General features: G+C 71.5%; 13 protein-coding genes and 1 CRISPR repeat array. Of the genes, 10 read left to right on the top strand and 3 right to left on the bottom strand.

The window, feature by feature from the left end:
• Positions 1–16 precede the first annotated feature (16 nt).
• From IEY82_RS37030 to IEY82_RS37015, 4 genes are read left to right on the top strand one after another with little or no spacing between them, the layout of a single operon-like run.
• Positions 17–1222, top strand: a complete 1206-nt coding sequence (locus IEY82_RS37030; RefSeq protein WP_189128961.1) for an ABC transporter substrate-binding protein — start codon at positions 17–19, stop codon at positions 1220–1222.
• A 4-nt stretch (positions 1223–1226) separates the two neighbouring features.
• On the top strand, positions 1227–2084 hold the full coding sequence (locus IEY82_RS37025) for a branched-chain amino acid ABC transporter permease (protein ID WP_189128960.1): 858 nt from the start codon (positions 1227–1229) through the stop codon (positions 2082–2084).
• A gap of 5 nt (positions 2085–2089) precedes the next feature.
• Positions 2090–3928, top strand: coding sequence for a branched-chain amino acid ABC transporter ATP-binding protein/permease (locus IEY82_RS37020; RefSeq protein ID WP_189128959.1), 1839 nt, complete (start codon positions 2090–2092; stop codon positions 3926–3928).
• Positions 3925–4644 carry an ABC transporter ATP-binding protein gene (locus tag IEY82_RS37015; RefSeq protein ID WP_189128958.1) on the top strand — a complete coding sequence of 240 codons (720 nt, stop codon included), beginning with the start codon at positions 3925–3927 and terminating at the stop codon, positions 4642–4644. The genes IEY82_RS37020 and IEY82_RS37015 overlap by 4 nt, the downstream gene beginning before the upstream one ends.
• Before the next feature lie 19 nt (positions 4645–4663).
• Here the strand turns inward: IEY82_RS37015 and IEY82_RS37010 are convergent, their stop codons facing one another.
• Together IEY82_RS37010 and IEY82_RS39695 are read right to left on the bottom strand one after the other, a co-directional pair.
• Entirely contained in the window at positions 4664–5920 is a 1257-nt protein-coding gene (locus IEY82_RS37010; RefSeq protein WP_189128957.1) for an acyl-CoA dehydrogenase family protein, read from the bottom strand.
• Positions 5921–5963: 43 nt separating this feature from the next.
• A complete protein-coding gene (locus tag IEY82_RS39695) occupies positions 5964–7064 on the bottom strand; it encodes an alpha/beta hydrolase (RefSeq protein WP_225262920.1) in 1101 nt (366 codons plus the stop codon).
• A gap of 90 nt (positions 7065–7154) precedes the next feature.
• Here IEY82_RS39695 and IEY82_RS37000 point away from each other — a divergent pair, with 90 nt between their 5' ends.
• The 4 genes from IEY82_RS37000 to IEY82_RS36985 are packed head-to-tail and all read left to right on the top strand — an operon-like array spanning position 7155 to position 11380.
• Entirely contained in the window at positions 7155–8303 is a 1149-nt protein-coding gene (locus tag IEY82_RS37000) for an acyl-CoA dehydrogenase family protein (protein WP_189128956.1), read from the top strand.
• Complete coding sequence (gene fabG, locus IEY82_RS36995) at positions 8300–9100, top strand: 3-oxoacyl-ACP reductase FabG (RefSeq protein WP_189128955.1); 801 nt, start codon at positions 8300–8302, stop codon at positions 9098–9100. Before IEY82_RS37000 ends, fabG begins: the two co-directional genes overlap by 4 nt.
• A 30-nt stretch (positions 9101–9130) precedes the next feature.
• A complete protein-coding gene (locus IEY82_RS36990) occupies positions 9131–10342 on the top strand; it encodes an acetyl-CoA C-acetyltransferase (RefSeq protein ID WP_189128954.1) in 1212 nt (403 codons plus the stop codon).
• Between the two features lie 9 nt (positions 10343–10351).
• Complete coding sequence (locus IEY82_RS36985; protein WP_189128953.1) at positions 10352–11380, top strand: LLM class F420-dependent oxidoreductase; 1029 nt, start codon at positions 10352–10354, stop codon at positions 11378–11380.
• Between the two features lie 91 nt (positions 11381–11471).
• Here IEY82_RS36985 and IEY82_RS36980 read toward each other — a convergent pair whose 3' ends face one another.
• Positions 11472–12716 (bottom strand): DUF4437 domain-containing protein, encoded by a 1245-nt coding sequence (locus IEY82_RS36980; RefSeq protein ID WP_189128952.1) that lies wholly within the window; start codon positions 12714–12716, stop codon positions 11472–11474.
• Positions 12717–12901: 185 nt separating this feature from the next.
• Positions 12902–13926: a CRISPR direct-repeat array (repeat unit 30 nt; unit sequence GTTGCGACCCCTCGTAGGGGCGATGAGGAC).
• Between the two features lie 376 nt (positions 13927–14302).
• Here IEY82_RS36980 and IEY82_RS36975 point away from each other — a divergent pair.
• Together IEY82_RS36975 and IEY82_RS36970 are read left to right on the top strand one after the other, a co-directional pair.
• Positions 14303–14776, top strand: a complete 474-nt coding sequence (locus IEY82_RS36975) for a glycine-rich domain-containing protein (RefSeq protein ID WP_189128951.1) — start codon at positions 14303–14305, stop codon at positions 14774–14776.
• Entirely contained in the window at positions 14773–15687 is a 915-nt protein-coding gene (locus IEY82_RS36970; RefSeq protein ID WP_189128950.1) for an aminoglycoside phosphotransferase/kinase family protein, read from the top strand. The genes IEY82_RS36975 and IEY82_RS36970 overlap by 4 nt, the downstream gene beginning before the upstream one ends.
• The last annotated feature ends 347 nt before the right edge of the window (positions 15688–16034 follow it).

Raw genomic sequence — 16034 nt, 5'->3', positions numbered from 1 at the left:
AGATGGGCAGGATCCGATGAAGGCTCGACAGGCTCGGTGGGCGGCGCTGCTCGCCGCCGCGACGCTGGTGCTCTCCGCATGCGGCACGTCGGACGACGGGGGAGCGACGGAGGCGAACGAACCCTTCGTCATCATGATGAGCGCGGGCGCCGACGCCGGGCCGGTCACCGACCAGCTGCTGACCGCCCTGGTCTCGGCGAAGGCGGGAGTCGCGACGGTCAACGCGGCCGGCGGCGTCAACGGACGCCAGGTGCAGCTCCTCGAATCGCCCGACAACGCCAACCCGACGAAGGCGCTGAGCGCGCTGCGGGCGCAGATCGCGAAGAAGAAGCCCGACGCCTACATCGTCGGCGCCGGCTCCAACGTCAGCGCCGCCGTCGCGCCGATCCTCAACCAGAACAAGATCCTCTTCATGAACGCCGCCAACATCCCGGCGACCGCGGACCCCAAGCAGCACCCGCTGGCGTTCAACCTGGCCGCCTCGCCCCAGGTGGTGGTCGACGGCTACCTGCCGGAGTTCGAGGCCAAGGGCTACAAGAAGATCGGCATCCTGCACGGCAACTCCGCCTACGCCAAGACGTTCGGCGAGCTGTCCGAGACCACCTTCAAGAAGGCCGGCTACGACGTCGTCGCCGTCGAGTACGACTCGGCCGCGCTCGACATGACCGCCCAGATCTCCACCCTGCGCGACGCCGCCCCCGACGTGGTCGTCTTCAACGCCTACGGAGCCCCGGCCGGCTACGTCCTCAAGGGCATCACCAAGCTCGGCTGGGACGTCCCGCTGCTGGGCGACACCTCGGTGTCCTCCACGCCGCTGATCACGCAGGAGCCGCCCGTGGGCCTGCTCGGCTCGCCGGACCTGAAGAACCTCACGCTCGAGGTCACCAAGAGCACGGTGTACGACCCGGCGGCTGAGGCCACCAACAAGGCCGTCAAGGCGATGACGTCGATCGGCAAGATCAACGGGTCGATGAACAACTGCCTCAGCTACGACGCGATCCTGCTCATCGCGGCCGCGGCCAAGAGCGCCGGCAGCACCGACCCGGCGGCCATGGCCAAGGCGCTGGAGGACTCGAAGGTCACCGAGGGCGCCGGCACCGCGATCTACGCGACCTACCCGTACTCGGCCGACTCGCACGAGCCGAAGCTCCCGATCGACACGCACTCCTTCGCCGCGCCGGGTCCCATCGTGAACGGCCAGCTGGGCTCGCCGGGAAATTAGCGAAATGACGCTCATCTACGCAGGACTGTCGCTTGGCGCGGTGTACGCGCTGGTGGCGATCGGCTACAACATCGTCTTCGTGGCGTCGCGCTCGTTCAACTTCGCGCAGGCCCAGCTGATGATGATCGGCGCCTTCGTCGCGTACACCGGCCATGTGACCCTCGGACTGCCCGCGATCGTCGTCGTCGCGCTGGCGATGGTCGTGGTCATGCTCGTGGCGGCGATCCTGGAGAGGGTCGCCGTCCGCCCGGTCGCCGACCACCAGACCCAGCTGATCACGACGCTCGGCTTCGGCACCGTGCTCACCGGCCTGGCCCAGCTCATCTGGGGGTCGCAGCCGCTGGACGTCCCGTTCTTCGGCGCCAAGGAGGCGATGACCCTCTTCGGCGGCCGTCTCTACTCCTTCGAGCTCGGCCTGATCGTGCTGTCCGTCGTGCTCGTCGCCGTCATCCACCTGTACAACCGCCGGATGATGAGCGGCCTGGCGATCGTCGCCATGTCACAGGACGACGAGGCGGCGGTGCTGCGCGGGATCAACGTGCGCAAGCTCGCGTTCGCCGCGTTCGCCATCACCGGCCTGCTCGCCGGGCTGATGGGCTTCTTCATCGGGCCCAAGACCTTCGCCGTGGCCACGCTCGGGTCGGCGCTCGCCCTCAAGGGCTTCGTCGCCCTCGCCATCGGCGGGTTCGGCAGCTTCTACGGCGGTCTGGTCGGCGGCTTCGTGGTCGGCCTGGTCGAGGAGCACGCCGCCCGCTATCTCGGCTCGGAGTTCAGCAACCTGAGTGTCTTCCTGATCCTCATCCTCGTGCTGATGCTCCGCCCGACGGGCTTGTTCGGCCAGACACAGGAACGGACGGTTTGACGACGGTGAACTGGTGGAAGACGCTCAGGGCGGTGCCGTCGTGGGTCTATCCCGCGACGCTGGGAGTGTTCCTCCTGGTGCTCCCCGCCCTGCAGCCCGGATATTCGGTGACCAGGCAGGTGGAGCTGACGCTCATCCTCGCGCTCATCGTCAGCGGGCTCAACCTCTCCCTCGGCTACGCCGGCCAGCTCGCGATCGGCCAGGTGGCCATGTACGCGGCCGGCGCCTACACCGCGGGCATCATCGCGGTGGCGGGCGTGACGGACATCCTGGTCCAGCTGCTCGCCGCCGGCCTCGCGGCCCTGGTCGTCGGGATCGTCACCGGCATCCCGGGCCTGCGCCTGGGCTCCTGGTCACTGGCCATGACGTCGTTCTTCCTCGTCCTGCTGGTGCCCGACATCGTGTCGATCTTCGAAGAGCACACCGGCGGTCAGCTGGGCCTGTCGGGGATCCCCGGCGCCACCCTGCTCGGGTTCGAGCTCACGCCGACCCACTTCTACCTCACCGTCGTGACCGTGACGATCCTGTGGTTCGCGGCGTTCCGCAACATCATCGCGTCCCGTCACGGCATCGCGTTCCAGGTGCTCAAGCAGAGCCCGGTGCTGGCCTCCTCGGTGGGCATGTCCGTCTTCCGGGTCAAGCTCAGCGGCTACGCGACCGGCGCCATCCCCGCCGGTCTGGCCGGCGCGCTCTTCGCGAACCTCGACCTGTTCGTGTCCCTGGAGGCGTTCGGCTTCCACGTCGCGACGGGCGCGCTGGCCGCCTCCATCCTGGGCGGATCGGTCAGCGTCTACGGCGCCGTGCTCGGCGCCGCGGTCGTGGAGTACGCCAGCTCCCAGTCCGACAGCTTCCAGGAGTACTCGCTGGTCTTCTTCGGGCTGTTCCTGCTCATCGGTGGCGTCCTGATGAGCGGCGGAGTCGCCGGAGTGGCCCGCACCTTCGTCGCCCGCCTCGACCGGGCCGCCGGCCTCGCCGGTCGCGGGCCGTCGAAGGCGGGCGACGGTGAGGCCATCCACCGCATCGAAGGCGGCCTGCTCGACGCCACCGGCGTGTCCAAGGCCTTCGGCGGCAACCAGGTGCTCACCGACGTGTCGCTGCGCGCCGAACCCGGACGCGTCACGGCGCTGATCGGCCCCAACGGATCCGGCAAGACGACCCTGCTCAACCTCGTCTGCGGCTACTACCGCCGCGACGCGGGCGAGATCACCCTGGACGGCACCCCGATCCGGACGGCGGCGACCCACCGCATCGCCCGGCTGGGCGTGGCCAGGACGTTCCAGACCCCGCTGATCCCGCCGGGCATCACCGTCCGCGACGTCGTGGCCTCCGGCCGCTACACGGTCGAGGGCACGTCGTTCGCGGGCGCGATCCTGCGCACCCCCCGGTTCCGGGCCATCCAGCGGCGCGACCGGCAGCGGGCCGACGAGATGCTCAGGCTGGTCGGCCTGGAGGACGTGGCCGACACCGAGGCGGCCACGCTGCCGCTCGGCATGCGGCGGATGCTGGAGGTCGCCCGCGCGCTGGTGGCCGAGCCCAAGGTGCTGCTCCTCGACGAGGCGGCATCCGGCCTGGACGAGGGCGAGGTCGAGACCCTGGCCGGGGTGATCCGCCGGATCCGCGACGCCGGCTGCACCATCATCCTGGTCGAGCACAACTTCGGCCTGGTGCTGTCACTGGCCGACGAGATCGTGGTCCTGGCACGCGGCTCGGTGCTGGCCTCCGGCACGCCGTCCGACATCGCGAACGATCCCCGCGTCCGCGACGAGTACCTGGGCGCCAGTGACGCCGACGTGCGACCTGACGACTCGGTCACCGAGCCCGCGGCCCGACAGGAGACCCCATGACCGACCCCCTGCTCACGGTCGAGCACCTGGCGACCGGCTACGGAGACCTGCGCGCCGTCTGGGACGTCTCGTTCCAGGTCTGGCCCGGTCGCATCACCGTCCTGCTGGGCCGCAACGGCTCCGGCAAGACCACCTCGCTGCGGGCCGTCGCCGGGCTCAACCCGGTGCACGGCGGCACGATGACCTACGACGGCCGGTCGCTGGAGAGCGTCGCCGCCCACGGCCGGGTCGCCCTCGGCGTGAGCTACGTCCAGGAGGGCAAGCGCGTCTTCCGCACGCAGACCGTCCGCGAGAACCTGCTGCTGGGCGGCTACAGCCTGAAACTCCGCCGCAGGGCGCTGGAGAACGAGCTCGACAGGATCTACGAGCTCTTCCCGATCCTGCACGACAAGCGCGACGACCCGGCCGGATCGCTGTCCGGCGGCCAGCAGCAGATGGTGGCCATCGGCCAGGCCCTGATGGCCAAGCCGCGCCTGCTCATGCTGGACGAGCCGTCGGGCGGCCTCGCGCCGTCGGTCGTGGCCGAGGTCATGGCGCGCGTCTCTGCGCTCAAGGACTCCGGCCTGGCCATCCTGCTCGTCGAGCAGGCCGTCGAGGCGGCCGTGGACGTCGCCGACCACGTGACGGTGATCGACATCGGCAAGGTCGTGGTCAGCTCGCCGGTCGGCGAGATCGACGACCTGGAACGGATCAAGGACGCCTGCATGGGCCGGTGACCCCCGCCGCGGGCCGCGGTCAGGCCGGCAGCGGGGGCGCGAACGTGTAGGTCATGACCTCGGTGTGCCGCGGCGTCAGCCCCGGGGTGCCGAGGTAGATCCGGCCGGCGTCGACGTAGGTGTGCTCGGCGGTGAACAGATGCTGGCTGGCGGCGTGGGCGTCGCGGAAACAGCGCTGGATGGCGTGGCCGTCGCGCAGCCCCTCGCTGCCGGAGGCCAGGTAGACCTCGCGGGTGATCTCGGCGGCCGTGTAGACGGCGTGCGTGGCGGCCACCCGGCAGTCCGCCTGCAGCTCAGGGGTCCGCTCGCCGCCGTCGCGCGCGACCTGGTAGAGCCGGGTGAACGCGTCGTGCGTGAACGCGCGGGCCGCGCGGTGGCGCGCGGTCCACTGCGCGACGTCCCGCTGCACGGCGACGTTCCCGTTCAGCGGGCCCGACGGAGGCCGCTTCTTCACGGCCGCCAGCACGGCGAACTCCTCCAGGGCCCGCTGGGCCACCCCGAGCGCGAAGGCGGCGTGGCCCACTCCCGGCAGCGACTTCAGGCCCATCGTGTAGAGGGGGCCGCCGCGCAGCGCGTCCATGCCGTCGACCCGCAGGAAGTGCTCCTCGACGACCTGCGGCACGACCTCGTAGTCGTAGCTGCCGGTGGCGACCAGCCCCATGACGTCCCAGCCGCCGAGCAGCTCCACCCCGGCGCGCGGGACGACGCCGATCGCGGTCGACGGCCGACCATCGGCGTCCAGCACCGGCTCGCCCGACTCGTCGAGGACGCGGTAGCCGCCGAGGAACCAGCCGGCGTGCGCCGACCCGCTCGCGAACGAGAACCGGCCCCGCACCTCGAACCCGCCCGGCACGCGCCGCGCGGTGCCCGCCGGGGGAGCCTGGCCGGCGCACATCGGGTTCGGGCTCCCGGCGATCGCGCGGGCGCCCTCCTCGGGCAGCAGGGTCAGCATCGTGCCGGTGCCGCTCATGCTCGCCATCACCGCCCAGCCCGTCGAGCCGTCGGCCCGGGACAGCTCCTGGACGACGTCGATGAGGACCGACGGCTCGGCCTCGGCGCCGCCGTAGTCGCGCGGCGCCATCAGCATCATCGTGCCCGCCGCGACGAGCCGCTCCATGACCTCGTCGTCGACGCGGACGTCACGCTCCGCCTGCCCGGCCCGCTCGACCACGAGCGGCACGATCCCCCGCACCGCGTCCAGCGGATCGCCGTACGGCCCGCCAGGTTCGTCCGGTTCGGCGGCGGCGGCGCTGGTGGGCGGCCGGGATGTGGTCATCGTCGCTCCTTCTGTTCGTACGGGCTGGTGGCTGGGCGAGCGGTCACGTCACGGACAGCAGGCGGCGGGCCGCCGCGAGGAGGTCCGCGCGGGCGCGCCGGGTGACGGAGGTGTCCGGGAAGGTGCTGACCGCGCCGTGGAAGGTGCCCGGGTAGAGCCGCAGCTCGGTGGGAACCCCCGCGTCGGTGAGCCGTTGCGCGTAGGCGATGCCCTCGTCGCGCAGCGGATCCAGCGAGCACACCGAGACGTACGCTGGTGGCAGCCCGGACAGATCGGCGGCCCGGGCGGGCGCGGCGTACGGTGAGATCGCCTGGTCCGGTGGGAGGTCGCGAAGGTAGTGACGCCAGCTGTCGAGCAGGTTCGCGCGGTTCCACATCGGGCTGTCCGTCAGCCGCGACGACGGCGTGATCGCCCGGTCGTCCAGCACGGGGATGTCGAGCAGCTGGGCGGCGATCCGCGGGCCACCCTCGTCGCGTGCCCTCAGGGCGAGGGCGGCGGCGAGGCAGGCGCCGGCGCTCGCTCCCGCCACGGCGACCCGCGCCGGGTCGACGCCGAGGCCGGCGGCGTGCTCGGTCACGTGGCACAGCACGGCCCACCCGTCGTCCACGGCCGCCGGGTAGGGGTGTTCGGGGGCGAGCCGGTAGTCGACCGACAGCACGAGAGCGCCGGTGGCCTCGGCCAGCCGCGCCGGCAGCACGGGATCGCCGTCGGCGTCGCCCATGACGAACCCCCCGCCGTGCAGATGGACGATCGCCGCGCGCAGGCCCTCCGGTGCGCGGGCCCGCCCGTCTTCCGGTGTGTCGGCGCGCGCGCCCGACCGTACGTCGGCCCGCGTATCGGCCCGCCCGCCTGGCCGGGCGTCGGCGCGTGCCTCTGGCCGGGCGTCGGCCCGCGCGTCTGGCCGGGCGTCGGGACGCGTATCGGCCCCCGCGTCGGGCCGGAAGGTCAGGCAGCGGACCGCCGGGCGCGCGCCGTCGGCGGGCACGGTCAGGTCGCCCCGGACCAGGCCAGGGGGCGTCACGAACCCGGGGCGGGCGGCGCGGGCCCGAGCCAGCCGCTCGCGCGCCGCCACCGGGTCGCCGATGTCGGTCGGGACCAGCGACCGGGCGAGCTCGGCGAGCTCGGGATCGAGGTAGCCGTTCATGCCCGCCCCACTCCCTGGATTCGAGGCTCAAAACCTCATCTATGCTATGATTACTATTATTAACTAGGTGGCCTCAGGGAAGGGGCGTGGATGGACAGCGGAGAGTTCGCCTCCGTGCTCGACACAGTCCGGAGTTTCGTGCGTGAGGTGGTCGTCCCCGCCGAGGACCTCATCGAGGAGGCCGACGAGATCCCCGAGGCGATCCGCCGCGACGCGGCCGCGATGGGCCTGTTCGGCTACGCGCTGCCGGAGGAGTACGGCGGGCTGGGCTTCACCGCCCTGCAGGACGCCCGGCTGGCGATGGAGCTCGGCTACACGACCCCGGCCTTCCGCTCGATGTTCGGCACCAACAACGGCATCGCCGGGCAGGTGCTGGTCAACTTCGGCACCGAGCGGCAGAAGCGGGAGTTCCTGCCCAGGATGGCCGCCGGCGAGTGCGTGGCGGCCTTCGCGCTGACCGAGGCCGAGGCCGGCTCCGACCCCGGCGGCCTGCGCACGAGCGCCGTCGCCGACGGCGGCGACTACGTCATCAACGGCCAGAAGCGCTTCATCACCAACGCCGGCTGGTCCGACATCCTCATGGTCTTCGCCCGCACCGGCGGCCTCGGCGCCGAGGGCATCTCCGTCTTCGTGGTCGACACCGACGCGCCCGGCGTGACCGTGGGGCCGCGCGACAAGAAGATGGGCCAGCGCGGCTCGACCACCGCCGAGATCTTCTTCGACGACGTCCGGGTGCCCGCCTCCCGCCTCGTCGGCGAGGTCGAGAGCGAGGGCTTCGCCGCCGCGATGCGTTCCCTGGCCAAGGGCCGCCTGCACATCGCGGCCTGCTGCGTCGGCATGGCCGGCCGGCTCGTCGAGGAGAGTGTCTCGTACGCCGCCACCGCGAAACAGGGCGGCACCGTCATCGGCGAGTTCCAGCAGGTCCAGGCCATGCTCGCGGAGTCGCAGACCGACCTGCTGGCCGGCAGGGCCCTGGTCCTGGCCGCCGCCGAGGCCTACGACGACGGCAGCGACCGCCGCATCGCGCCGTCGAGCGCCAAGCTCTTCTGCAGCGAGATGGTCGGCCGCGTCGCCGACCGGGCGGTGCAGATCCACGGCGGCAGCGGCTACATCCACGGGGTGCCGGTCGAGCGCTTCTACCGCGACGCCCGCCTCTACCGCATCTACGAGGGCACCAGCGAGGTCCAGAAGGTCATCATCGCCAGGCAGCTCCTCCGCGCCGCGGCGGCCGGCCGATGACCGGCCCGACACCGGGCAGCCCGACACCGGGCGGCCTGAGCGCGGGCCACGACGTGGGCAGGCTGCTCGACGGCCGCACCGCCGTCGTCACGGGCGGCGCCCAGGGCATCGGCCTGGCCATCGCGCGGACGTTCGTGGCGCAGGGCGCCCGGGTCGTCCTCGGCGACCTCGACCAGGCCCGGCTCGCCGCCGCCGTCGAGGAGCTGGGCGGGGCCGAGGTCGCCGCCGCGTCGGTCTGCGACGTCCGCGACGGCGAGCACGTCGACCGGCTGATGGCGACCGCCGTCGACTCCTTCGGCTCCCTCGACGTGCTGGTCAACAACGCCGGCATCACCCGCGACGCCACCCTGCGGAAGATGACCGAGCAGCAGTTCGACGACGTCGTCGGCGTACACCTCAAAGGCTGCTGGCACGGGCTGCGCGCGGCGGCCCCGATCATGCGCGAGCAGGGGCGCGGGGCGATCGTCAACATGTCGTCCCTGTCGGCCAAGGTCGGCAACATCGGCCAGACCAACTACTCGGCCGCCAAGGCGGGCATCGTCGGCATGACCAAGGCCGCCGCCAAGGAGCTCGCGCCGCGCGGCGTGCGCGTCAACGCGGTCCAGCCGGGACTCATCCGCACCCCGATGACCGAGGCCATGCCACAGCGGATCTGGGACACCAAGATGGCCGAGATCCCGCTCGGCCGCGCCGGCGAGCCCGAGGAGGTCGCGGCGGTCGTGCTCTTCCTCGCCTCCGACCTGGCCAGCTACCTCACCGGCACGGTCATCGAGGTGACCGGCGGGCGATCGATGTGATCGCCGTACACCATCGAGCAGGAGTGCACTGTGCGTGACGCTGTGATCTGTGAGCCCGTGCGTACCCCGATCGGCCGTTACGGCGGATCGCTCAAGGCGGTGCCCGTGGCCGAGCTCGGCGCGCAGGCGCTGCGCGGCCTGCTCGCCCGCACGGGCATCGAGCCGGACGTGATCGACGACGTCGTCCTCGGGCACTGCTACCCGACGAGCGAGGCCCCGGCCCTCGGGCGCGTCGTGGCGCTGGACGCCGGCCTGCCGATCACCGTGCCCGGCCTCACCATCGACCGCCGCTGCGGCTCCGGCCTGCAGTCCATCCTGTACGCCGCCCGGCAGGTCACGTCCGGGGACGCCGAGCTGGTGATCGCCGGCGGCGCCGAGAGCATGAGCAACGCCGCCCACTTCTCCCGCGACGTGCGGTGGGGCGCCGGCCAGGGCGGAGTCGTCTTCCACGACAGCCTCGAACGCGGCCGGGTCACCGCGGGCGGGCGCCGCCACCCCGTCCCCGGCGGCATGCTGGAGACCGCCGAGAACCTCCGCCGCGAGTACGCGATCCCGCGCGCCGAGCAGGACGCCCTCGCGGTGCTGTCCCACGCGCGGGCCGTCGAGGCGCAGCGCGACGGCAGGTCGGCCGAGGAGATCGTCCCGGTGACCGTGCCCGCCAAGGGCGGCGACGTGGTCGTCGACCGCGACGAGCACCCGCGCGCCGACACCACGATCGAGGCGCTGGCCCGCCTGCGCCCCATCCGGGCGGCGGCCGACCCCGAGGCGACGGTGACCGCAGGCAACGCCAGCGGCCAGAACGACGCCGCCGCCCTGTGCGTCGTCACGACGTCCGAGCGGGCCGAGGCCCTGGGGCTGCGTCCGCTGGTGCGGCTGGTGTCCTCGGCGGTCGCGGGCGTCGAGCCGCACCGCATGGGCATCGGCCCGGTCCCGGCCACCGCGAAAGCCCTCGCCCGCGCGGGCGTCGAACTGGCGGACATCGACCTCATCGAGCTGAACGAGGCGTTCGCGGCGCAGGCCCTCGCCGTGACCCGCGAGTGGGGCTTCGGCGAGAAGGACCTCGACCGCGTCAACCCGCGCGGATCCGGCATCTCCCTCGGCCACCCGGTCGGCGCCACCGGCACGCGCATGGTCGGCGCCCTGGCCAGGGAGCTGCACCGCCGCGAGCAGCGCTACGGCCTGGCCACGCTCTGCGTCGGCGGCGGTCAGGGCATCGCGGCCGTCTTCGAGCGGATCGGCTGAGCGCGCGTCATGAGCGATCTCAAGCTGGGTCTCGCGCTGGGCTACTGGGGAGCCGGGCCGCCGCCCGGCCTGGCCCGCCTGGTCACGGCCGCCGAACGGCTCGGCTACGACTCGATGTGGGCCGCCGAGGCGTACGGCTCCGACGCGCTCACCCCGCTCGCCTGGCTGGGCGCCACGACGCGGCGGATGCGGCTCGGCACGTCCATCGTGCAGATGGCGGCCCGCACCCCGGTGGCCACGGCGATGGCCGCGATGACGCTCGACCACCTGTCGGGCGGCAGGTTCGTCCTCGGGCTCGGCGCCTCCGGCCCGCAGGTCGTCGAGGGCTGGTACGGCCAGCCGTACCCGAGGCCGCTCGCCCGCACCCGGGAGTACGTCGCGATCCTGCGCCAGGTGCTCGCCCGCGAGAAGGTGAGCTTCGACGGCGAGCACTACCGGCTGCCACACCCCGGCGGCAGCGGGCTCGGCAAGCCGCTGCGGTCGACGATCCACCCGCTGCGCCCGCACCTGCCGATCCTGCTCGCCGCCGAGGGGCCGAAGAACGTGGCGCTCGCGGCGGAGATCGCCGACGGCTGGCTGGCGATGTTCTACTCCCCGTACGACGACGCCTACCACCGTGACGCGCTCCAGGAGGGGTTCGCCCGGCGCGGGGCCACTCCGGACTCGTTCGAGGTGACCTGCCGGGTGAACGTCGAGCTCGACGACGACGTGGAGGCCGCGGCCGACCGGGTCCGGCCGATGCTCGCGCTCTACGTCGGCGGGATGGGCGCCAAGGGGGCCAACTTCCACTACCAGGCGTTCGCCCGCATGGGCTTCGAGGCCGAGTGCGCCCGCGTCCAGGAGCTCTACCTCGGCGGGCGCAAGGCGGAGGCCGCCGCGGCGATCCCGCTGGCCATGGTGGAGAAGGTCGCGCTGGTGGGCCCCCGCGAGAAGATCGCCGAGGAGCTCGCCGCCTGGCGGTCGTCACTCGTCACCACGATGCTGGTCTCCGGCGACGAGGCCCGCCTGGCCGCGATCGCCGACCTGGTCCACGGCTGACCCTGACCCACGCCGTCCGGGCGCCCGCGATCGGGGCCTTGAGCGGCCTCGTCCAGGTGGGGTGGGCGGTCGAGGCCGCGGGCGGAAGCGGTCACATGCCGTCGGCGTCCCATCGCCCGCGCGAGCGGCTGCGGACGGGGAGGCTCGACAGGATGGGGGCCGGGATGGGATCGCCGCTCTTCCAGACCCGGCCGCGGCCCCAGTTGTGGGCGTGCGCGTCGGTGCGCTCGTCGGCGTGTTCGAGCGCGGCGGGGTCCACCCCCCAGTCGACGGCGGGCACGTCGTGCTCATGGCCGTGGTCGTCGTGCTCGTGCTCGTGGCTGTGGCCAGGGCCGTGACCGCCCTGCAGCCGGGCGGCGTCGACGGCCTTGGCCAGCGCCAGCAGGCTCGGGTCGGTGCCCTGTCCGTGCTGCGTGTAGTCGTCGTCCACCGCGCCCTGCTCGCGCTGGTACTCCAGCGCCGCCACCAGGTCGGCGATGTCCTTCTCGGTGCGCCGCCCGGCGCCGGAGCCGAGATCGTGCGACGACATGGACCAGCGCAGCGGCGCCTCGCCCGGCCCGTAGTTGAGCGCCTCGCCGCCCCAGCGGACCCACTCGTTCTGCGTGTACCAGTTGAACAGCTCGCCGTCGGAGCGCAGCAGCCAGGTGGTGCCGCCCTCCATGGTGGTGAAGTGGCCGTGCTTGATCCGGGCCGGGCGGAAGAAGTAGGTGCCGAGGTCCAGGGTGCCGAAGTTGTACTCCATGTGCCCCTGGGTGGTGTACGCCTCCTCGTAACAGGGGTGGTGGGCCAGGCGGTGGTCGGCCCAGCCCTCCTGGGCGTGCACCAGACGGGTGTAGAAGCCGGTGCCCGGATCGACGTGCAGGTACTTGATGAACAGGCCGGGCATCGGGCCTGGGTTGGGCACCGCGTCCCAGGTCATGGCCTCGCTGTCGATGACGAGCACGTCCTCGCGGGCGTCCGGGCGGCGGGGGTGCGCCAGGGAGTCGACCGGGTCGAACCCGGCGTCGCCGTACTCGCGGTAGTGCAGGATCCTGGTGCCCTCGGCGAAGGTGATCGCGTCAGTGGGCACCCCCTTCGGGGCGTAGACGTAGCCGCCCTTGCCGATCTCGCGCCCGCCGTACGTCATCGACCCGTCGAGCACGTAGTACTCGGTGTTGGCGTGATGGATGCCCGGCCCACGACCCCAGTCGGTGTGGAAGTCGACGCGCAACGACGAGGAGCCGTCCTCCTCGTCGACGGACAGCCGGCGCTCACTCGCCCGCCCCTCACCGGCCACGAGCTCGGCGCCATGCCATACGTAGTCGTCTTCCTGGATCAGCTCGACATGGGGCCGCACCGTGGTTCCTTCCGCCGCCGTCTGGAATGTTCCGGAATGCGAAACACCGTTTCCATCCAGCTTGAGGGTATTTGCCGGAACTCCCAAGGGTCAAGACTGGGTGCTCGGCCACCTGGTACCGGCGTCGCCACAGAGGGGCGGTTGGGACTCCTTTTTGCCGCCATTGAGCAGACCGAGTCCAACGCGTTGTGACCCCTCGTAGGGACGATGAGGACCCGATGGGCTCAAAGATCGAGGGGCGCCGCAAGCTCGACCGGTTGCGACCCCTCGTAGGGGCGATGAGGACTGGACCTCACGCCGTACGGCCGACTGATGTCCTCCGCGTTGCGACCCCTCGTAGGGGCGATGAGGACCATGTGCTCCAGGTGGAGTGGACCTGATGGCGGCGATGTTGCGACCCCTCGTAGGGGCGATGAGGACGCGACCCGGTCGTCACGGCGGGCACCACGTCGATTTTGTTGCGACCCCTCGTAGGGGCGATGAGGACTGGCCGCATGGTGACGCGCCAGCATCGTCGCCCGGGTTGCGACCCCTCGTAGGGGCGATGAGGACGGAGGACTGACCTGTGGCTGACACCCCGAAGCGCGTCGTTGCGACCCCTCGTAGGGGCGATGAGGACCGCCGAGCCCGGCGGAGGTCCGTGGGCGATGTGGCGTTGCGACCCCTCGTAGGGGCGATGAGGACGTCGGCCCGTCACCAGCGCGCGGGAGCCACGCGCGTTGCGACCCCTCGTAGGGGCGATGAGGACCCGCGTACCTCTTGGAGCTGGCAAACGAGGTGAACAGGTTGCGACCCCTCGTAGGGGCGATGAGGACAGGTGCGAGAGGCCGGTCTGGTGCCGGTCACATGTTGCGACCCCTCGTAGGGGCGATGAGGACACCTCAGCCGGGTACGCCGTGGTGGTGGCCGCGCTGATGTTGCGACCCCTCGTAGGGGCGATGAGGACCGGCGTGGTGAGGCGTGCGGTGCCCGCTGGGTGGATCTGTTGCGACCCCTCGTAGGGGCGATGAGGACCCGCCACCACGGAGGCCAAGCGGATGTGGCGGCACCGGTTGCGACCCCTCGTAGGGGCGATGAGGACAACGCGACCGAGCGGGTGTCGGGTGAGCTCGTCGTGTTGCGACCCCTCGTAGGGGCGATGAGGACGCCCCGGCTACAAAGTCCAACTCCCCGACGGCGTGTTGCGACCCCTCGTAGGGGCGATGAGGACCCCATGGTAAAGCCGCAGGTCAATGCGTACGACTGCGGTGGCTGGAGCCTTGATTTTGCAGTGAACCTCCGGTTGTGCAGAATCCCCGGGAGGTTCGCTGCAAAACCATGATCGTAAACTGGTTTCGCGTGACGTCCTGGATGCAGGGTAGCCCTCGAATCGCCTACCCGGCCACCGTGCAGCGGTTTCTCCGCCCCTTTGGCGCTGACCTGTGCGAACGCGCATCTCAACAAGCTGTGCGGGCCGTCGTCCGTGTGGAGCAGTCAGGTGGAGCCGCCCTCCAGTGGTGGTGAGGTGGTCGTGCTTGCTAGGGTCCGGGGCGGAAAAGTCGGTGCTGGAATCCAGGGGCCGAATATGTGGATGGACGGTCAAGTACATGAGCAACATGACGGACGGCCCGCACCCCGGCGGCGTCCTCGCCGCCGACCTGATCGACGATGACCTGTTCGACCAGCTCACGGCCCGCATCGCCCGGCAGCACAACCAGCCGCACGAGTACGCCGGTCGGATCATCGAACAGACGCTCCTGTTCCTGTACGCCTGCGCCCGCAATCCGGGTGCCGGTCTCACCCCATCGTCCCCGGTTGACCTCGGATGGCACACGTTCATCCTCGACACGCACAACTACGCCGAGTGGTGCGAGCGCGTCGCCGGCCGGTTCCTGCACCACAATCCGGAGGAGCCTGGCGATGACAAGGCGGCGTTCGCGGCACGGCTGGGCGACAGTGTCAAGGCCATGCGCAGCCTCGAGCTGACCGTGGACCCAGCGATGTGGCTGAGCAGCGGCGAATGCTCGCAATGCTATGCGGGGTGCGCCGACGACCCGAGCCCGGAAGGAATCACCGCATGAACGCCCGTACACCCCGCCCGGCCTGGGAAGACCTGCCCGACGTCGTGAGGGACGCCGTCGAGACGCGGTTCGGTCTGGTCCTCAAGGCCGAGAGCGCCACCTCGGGCATCATGCCGGGCGTGGTCGCGCGCCTCGACATCGAGGACGGCGACCGCGAGCACGTGTTCCTCAAGGCCATCGACCGGAACCACGAAGCCGCGCACCTGCACCTGCGCGAGCGGTGGGCGGGAGAGAACCTGCCCGGGGATGTGCCCGCCCCGCGCATGCTGTGGGCCACCACGCTTGGTGGGTGGCACGCGGCGGTGTGGGAGTACGTCGACGCCGCCCGCCACGCCGACCTGACGCCCGGCTCGGCGAACCTGGGCCCGGTGCTCGACACGATCGCCCTGCTCGGCACCCGGCTGACGCCGTGCCCGAATGGTGCGACGCCGGTGTCCGCCAACGTCAAGGCGCTGCTCGCCAAAGGCAAGGCCCTGCTCGCCAAGCCCGCCGGCGCGCTGGCCGACCGCGAGCCGTACGAGGCGGCGTTCGAGGGGCTCGACCTCGCGCACCTGCGGGGCGACACACTCCTGCACTACGACCTCAGCGCGAGCAACCTGCTCGTCACCGGTCAAAGGGTGCGCGTAGTGGACTGGTCGTTCGCGGCGCGCGGCGCGGCCTGGCTGGACGCGGCCCTCTTCGCGCCCGGGCTCGTCGAGGCCGGGCACACCCCGGTCAAGGCGGACGAACTGCTGTCCACCCTGCCGCCATGGAAGACCGCACCCCAGGCGGCCGTCGTCGGGATCGCGGCGGCTTGGACTCTGTTCCGCGACTACAAGGCTCGGTACGGCCCGGAAGAGGTACGGGAAGCCCGTGCCCGCGCCGCCGAGGCCGGCCATGCCTGGATGACCTACTTGCGGTCGAAGGGCTGATCAGGCGTCCCGCGACGTACTCACCTGATGCCAGCCGGGCTCGACTCCATCCATTCCGGAGTGGACGGGGTGGTCTGCGCTCAAGCCGACGCGTATCGGAGCGAGTACACGATCTTGATATAGATCGAAGACGTTGAAGAAGCCGCGACTCGGGTCACCCATCCGCCTGACACGACTCACACGGAACCTTCTCGATCTCCAGCAAGCCGTCATGGGGAGCGGAGAGGCAGAGAGCTGGCAGCCACACACGGTGTTGCGATCCCTCGTAGGGGCGATGAGGACACCCGCGCCAAGCTGGCGAAGATCATTGGCGACATGTTGCGACCCCTCGTAGGGGCGATGAGGAC

Source organism: Nonomuraea cavernae (genome assembly GCF_014646355.1).
In the GTDB taxonomy this organism is placed as follows: Bacteria; Actinomycetota; Actinomycetes; order Streptosporangiales; family Streptosporangiaceae; genus Nonomuraea; species Nonomuraea cavernae.
This window is presented reverse-complemented; position numbering and strand designations above follow the sequence as displayed.

Coding starts and splice junctions, on each gene's coding strand:
- IEY82_RS37025 (WP_189128960.1), top strand. CDS start 1,227: ATGACGCTCATCTACGCAGGACTGTCGCTTGGCGCGGTGTACGCGCTG.
- IEY82_RS37030 (WP_189128961.1), top strand. CDS start 17: ATGAAGGCTCGACAGGCTCGGTGGGCGGCGCTGCTCGCCGCCGCGACG.
- IEY82_RS37015 (WP_189128958.1), top strand. CDS start 3,925: ATGACCGACCCCCTGCTCACGGTCGAGCACCTGGCGACCGGCTACGGA.
- IEY82_RS36985 (WP_189128953.1), top strand. CDS start 10,352: ATGAGCGATCTCAAGCTGGGTCTCGCGCTGGGCTACTGGGGAGCCGGG.
- IEY82_RS37010 (WP_189128957.1), bottom strand. CDS start 5,920: ATGACCACATCCCGGCCGCCCACCAGCGCCGCCGCCGCCGAACCGGAC.
- IEY82_RS39695 (WP_225262920.1), bottom strand. CDS start 7,064: ATGAACGGCTACCTCGATCCCGAGCTCGCCGAGCTCGCCCGGTCGCTG.
- IEY82_RS36975 (WP_189128951.1), top strand. CDS start 14,303: ATGAGCAACATGACGGACGGCCCGCACCCCGGCGGCGTCCTCGCCGCC.
- IEY82_RS37000 (WP_189128956.1), top strand. CDS start 7,155: ATGGACAGCGGAGAGTTCGCCTCCGTGCTCGACACAGTCCGGAGTTTC.
- fabG (WP_189128955.1), top strand. CDS start 8,300: ATGACCGGCCCGACACCGGGCAGCCCGACACCGGGCGGCCTGAGCGCG.
- IEY82_RS36970 (WP_189128950.1), top strand. CDS start 14,773: ATGAACGCCCGTACACCCCGCCCGGCCTGGGAAGACCTGCCCGACGTC.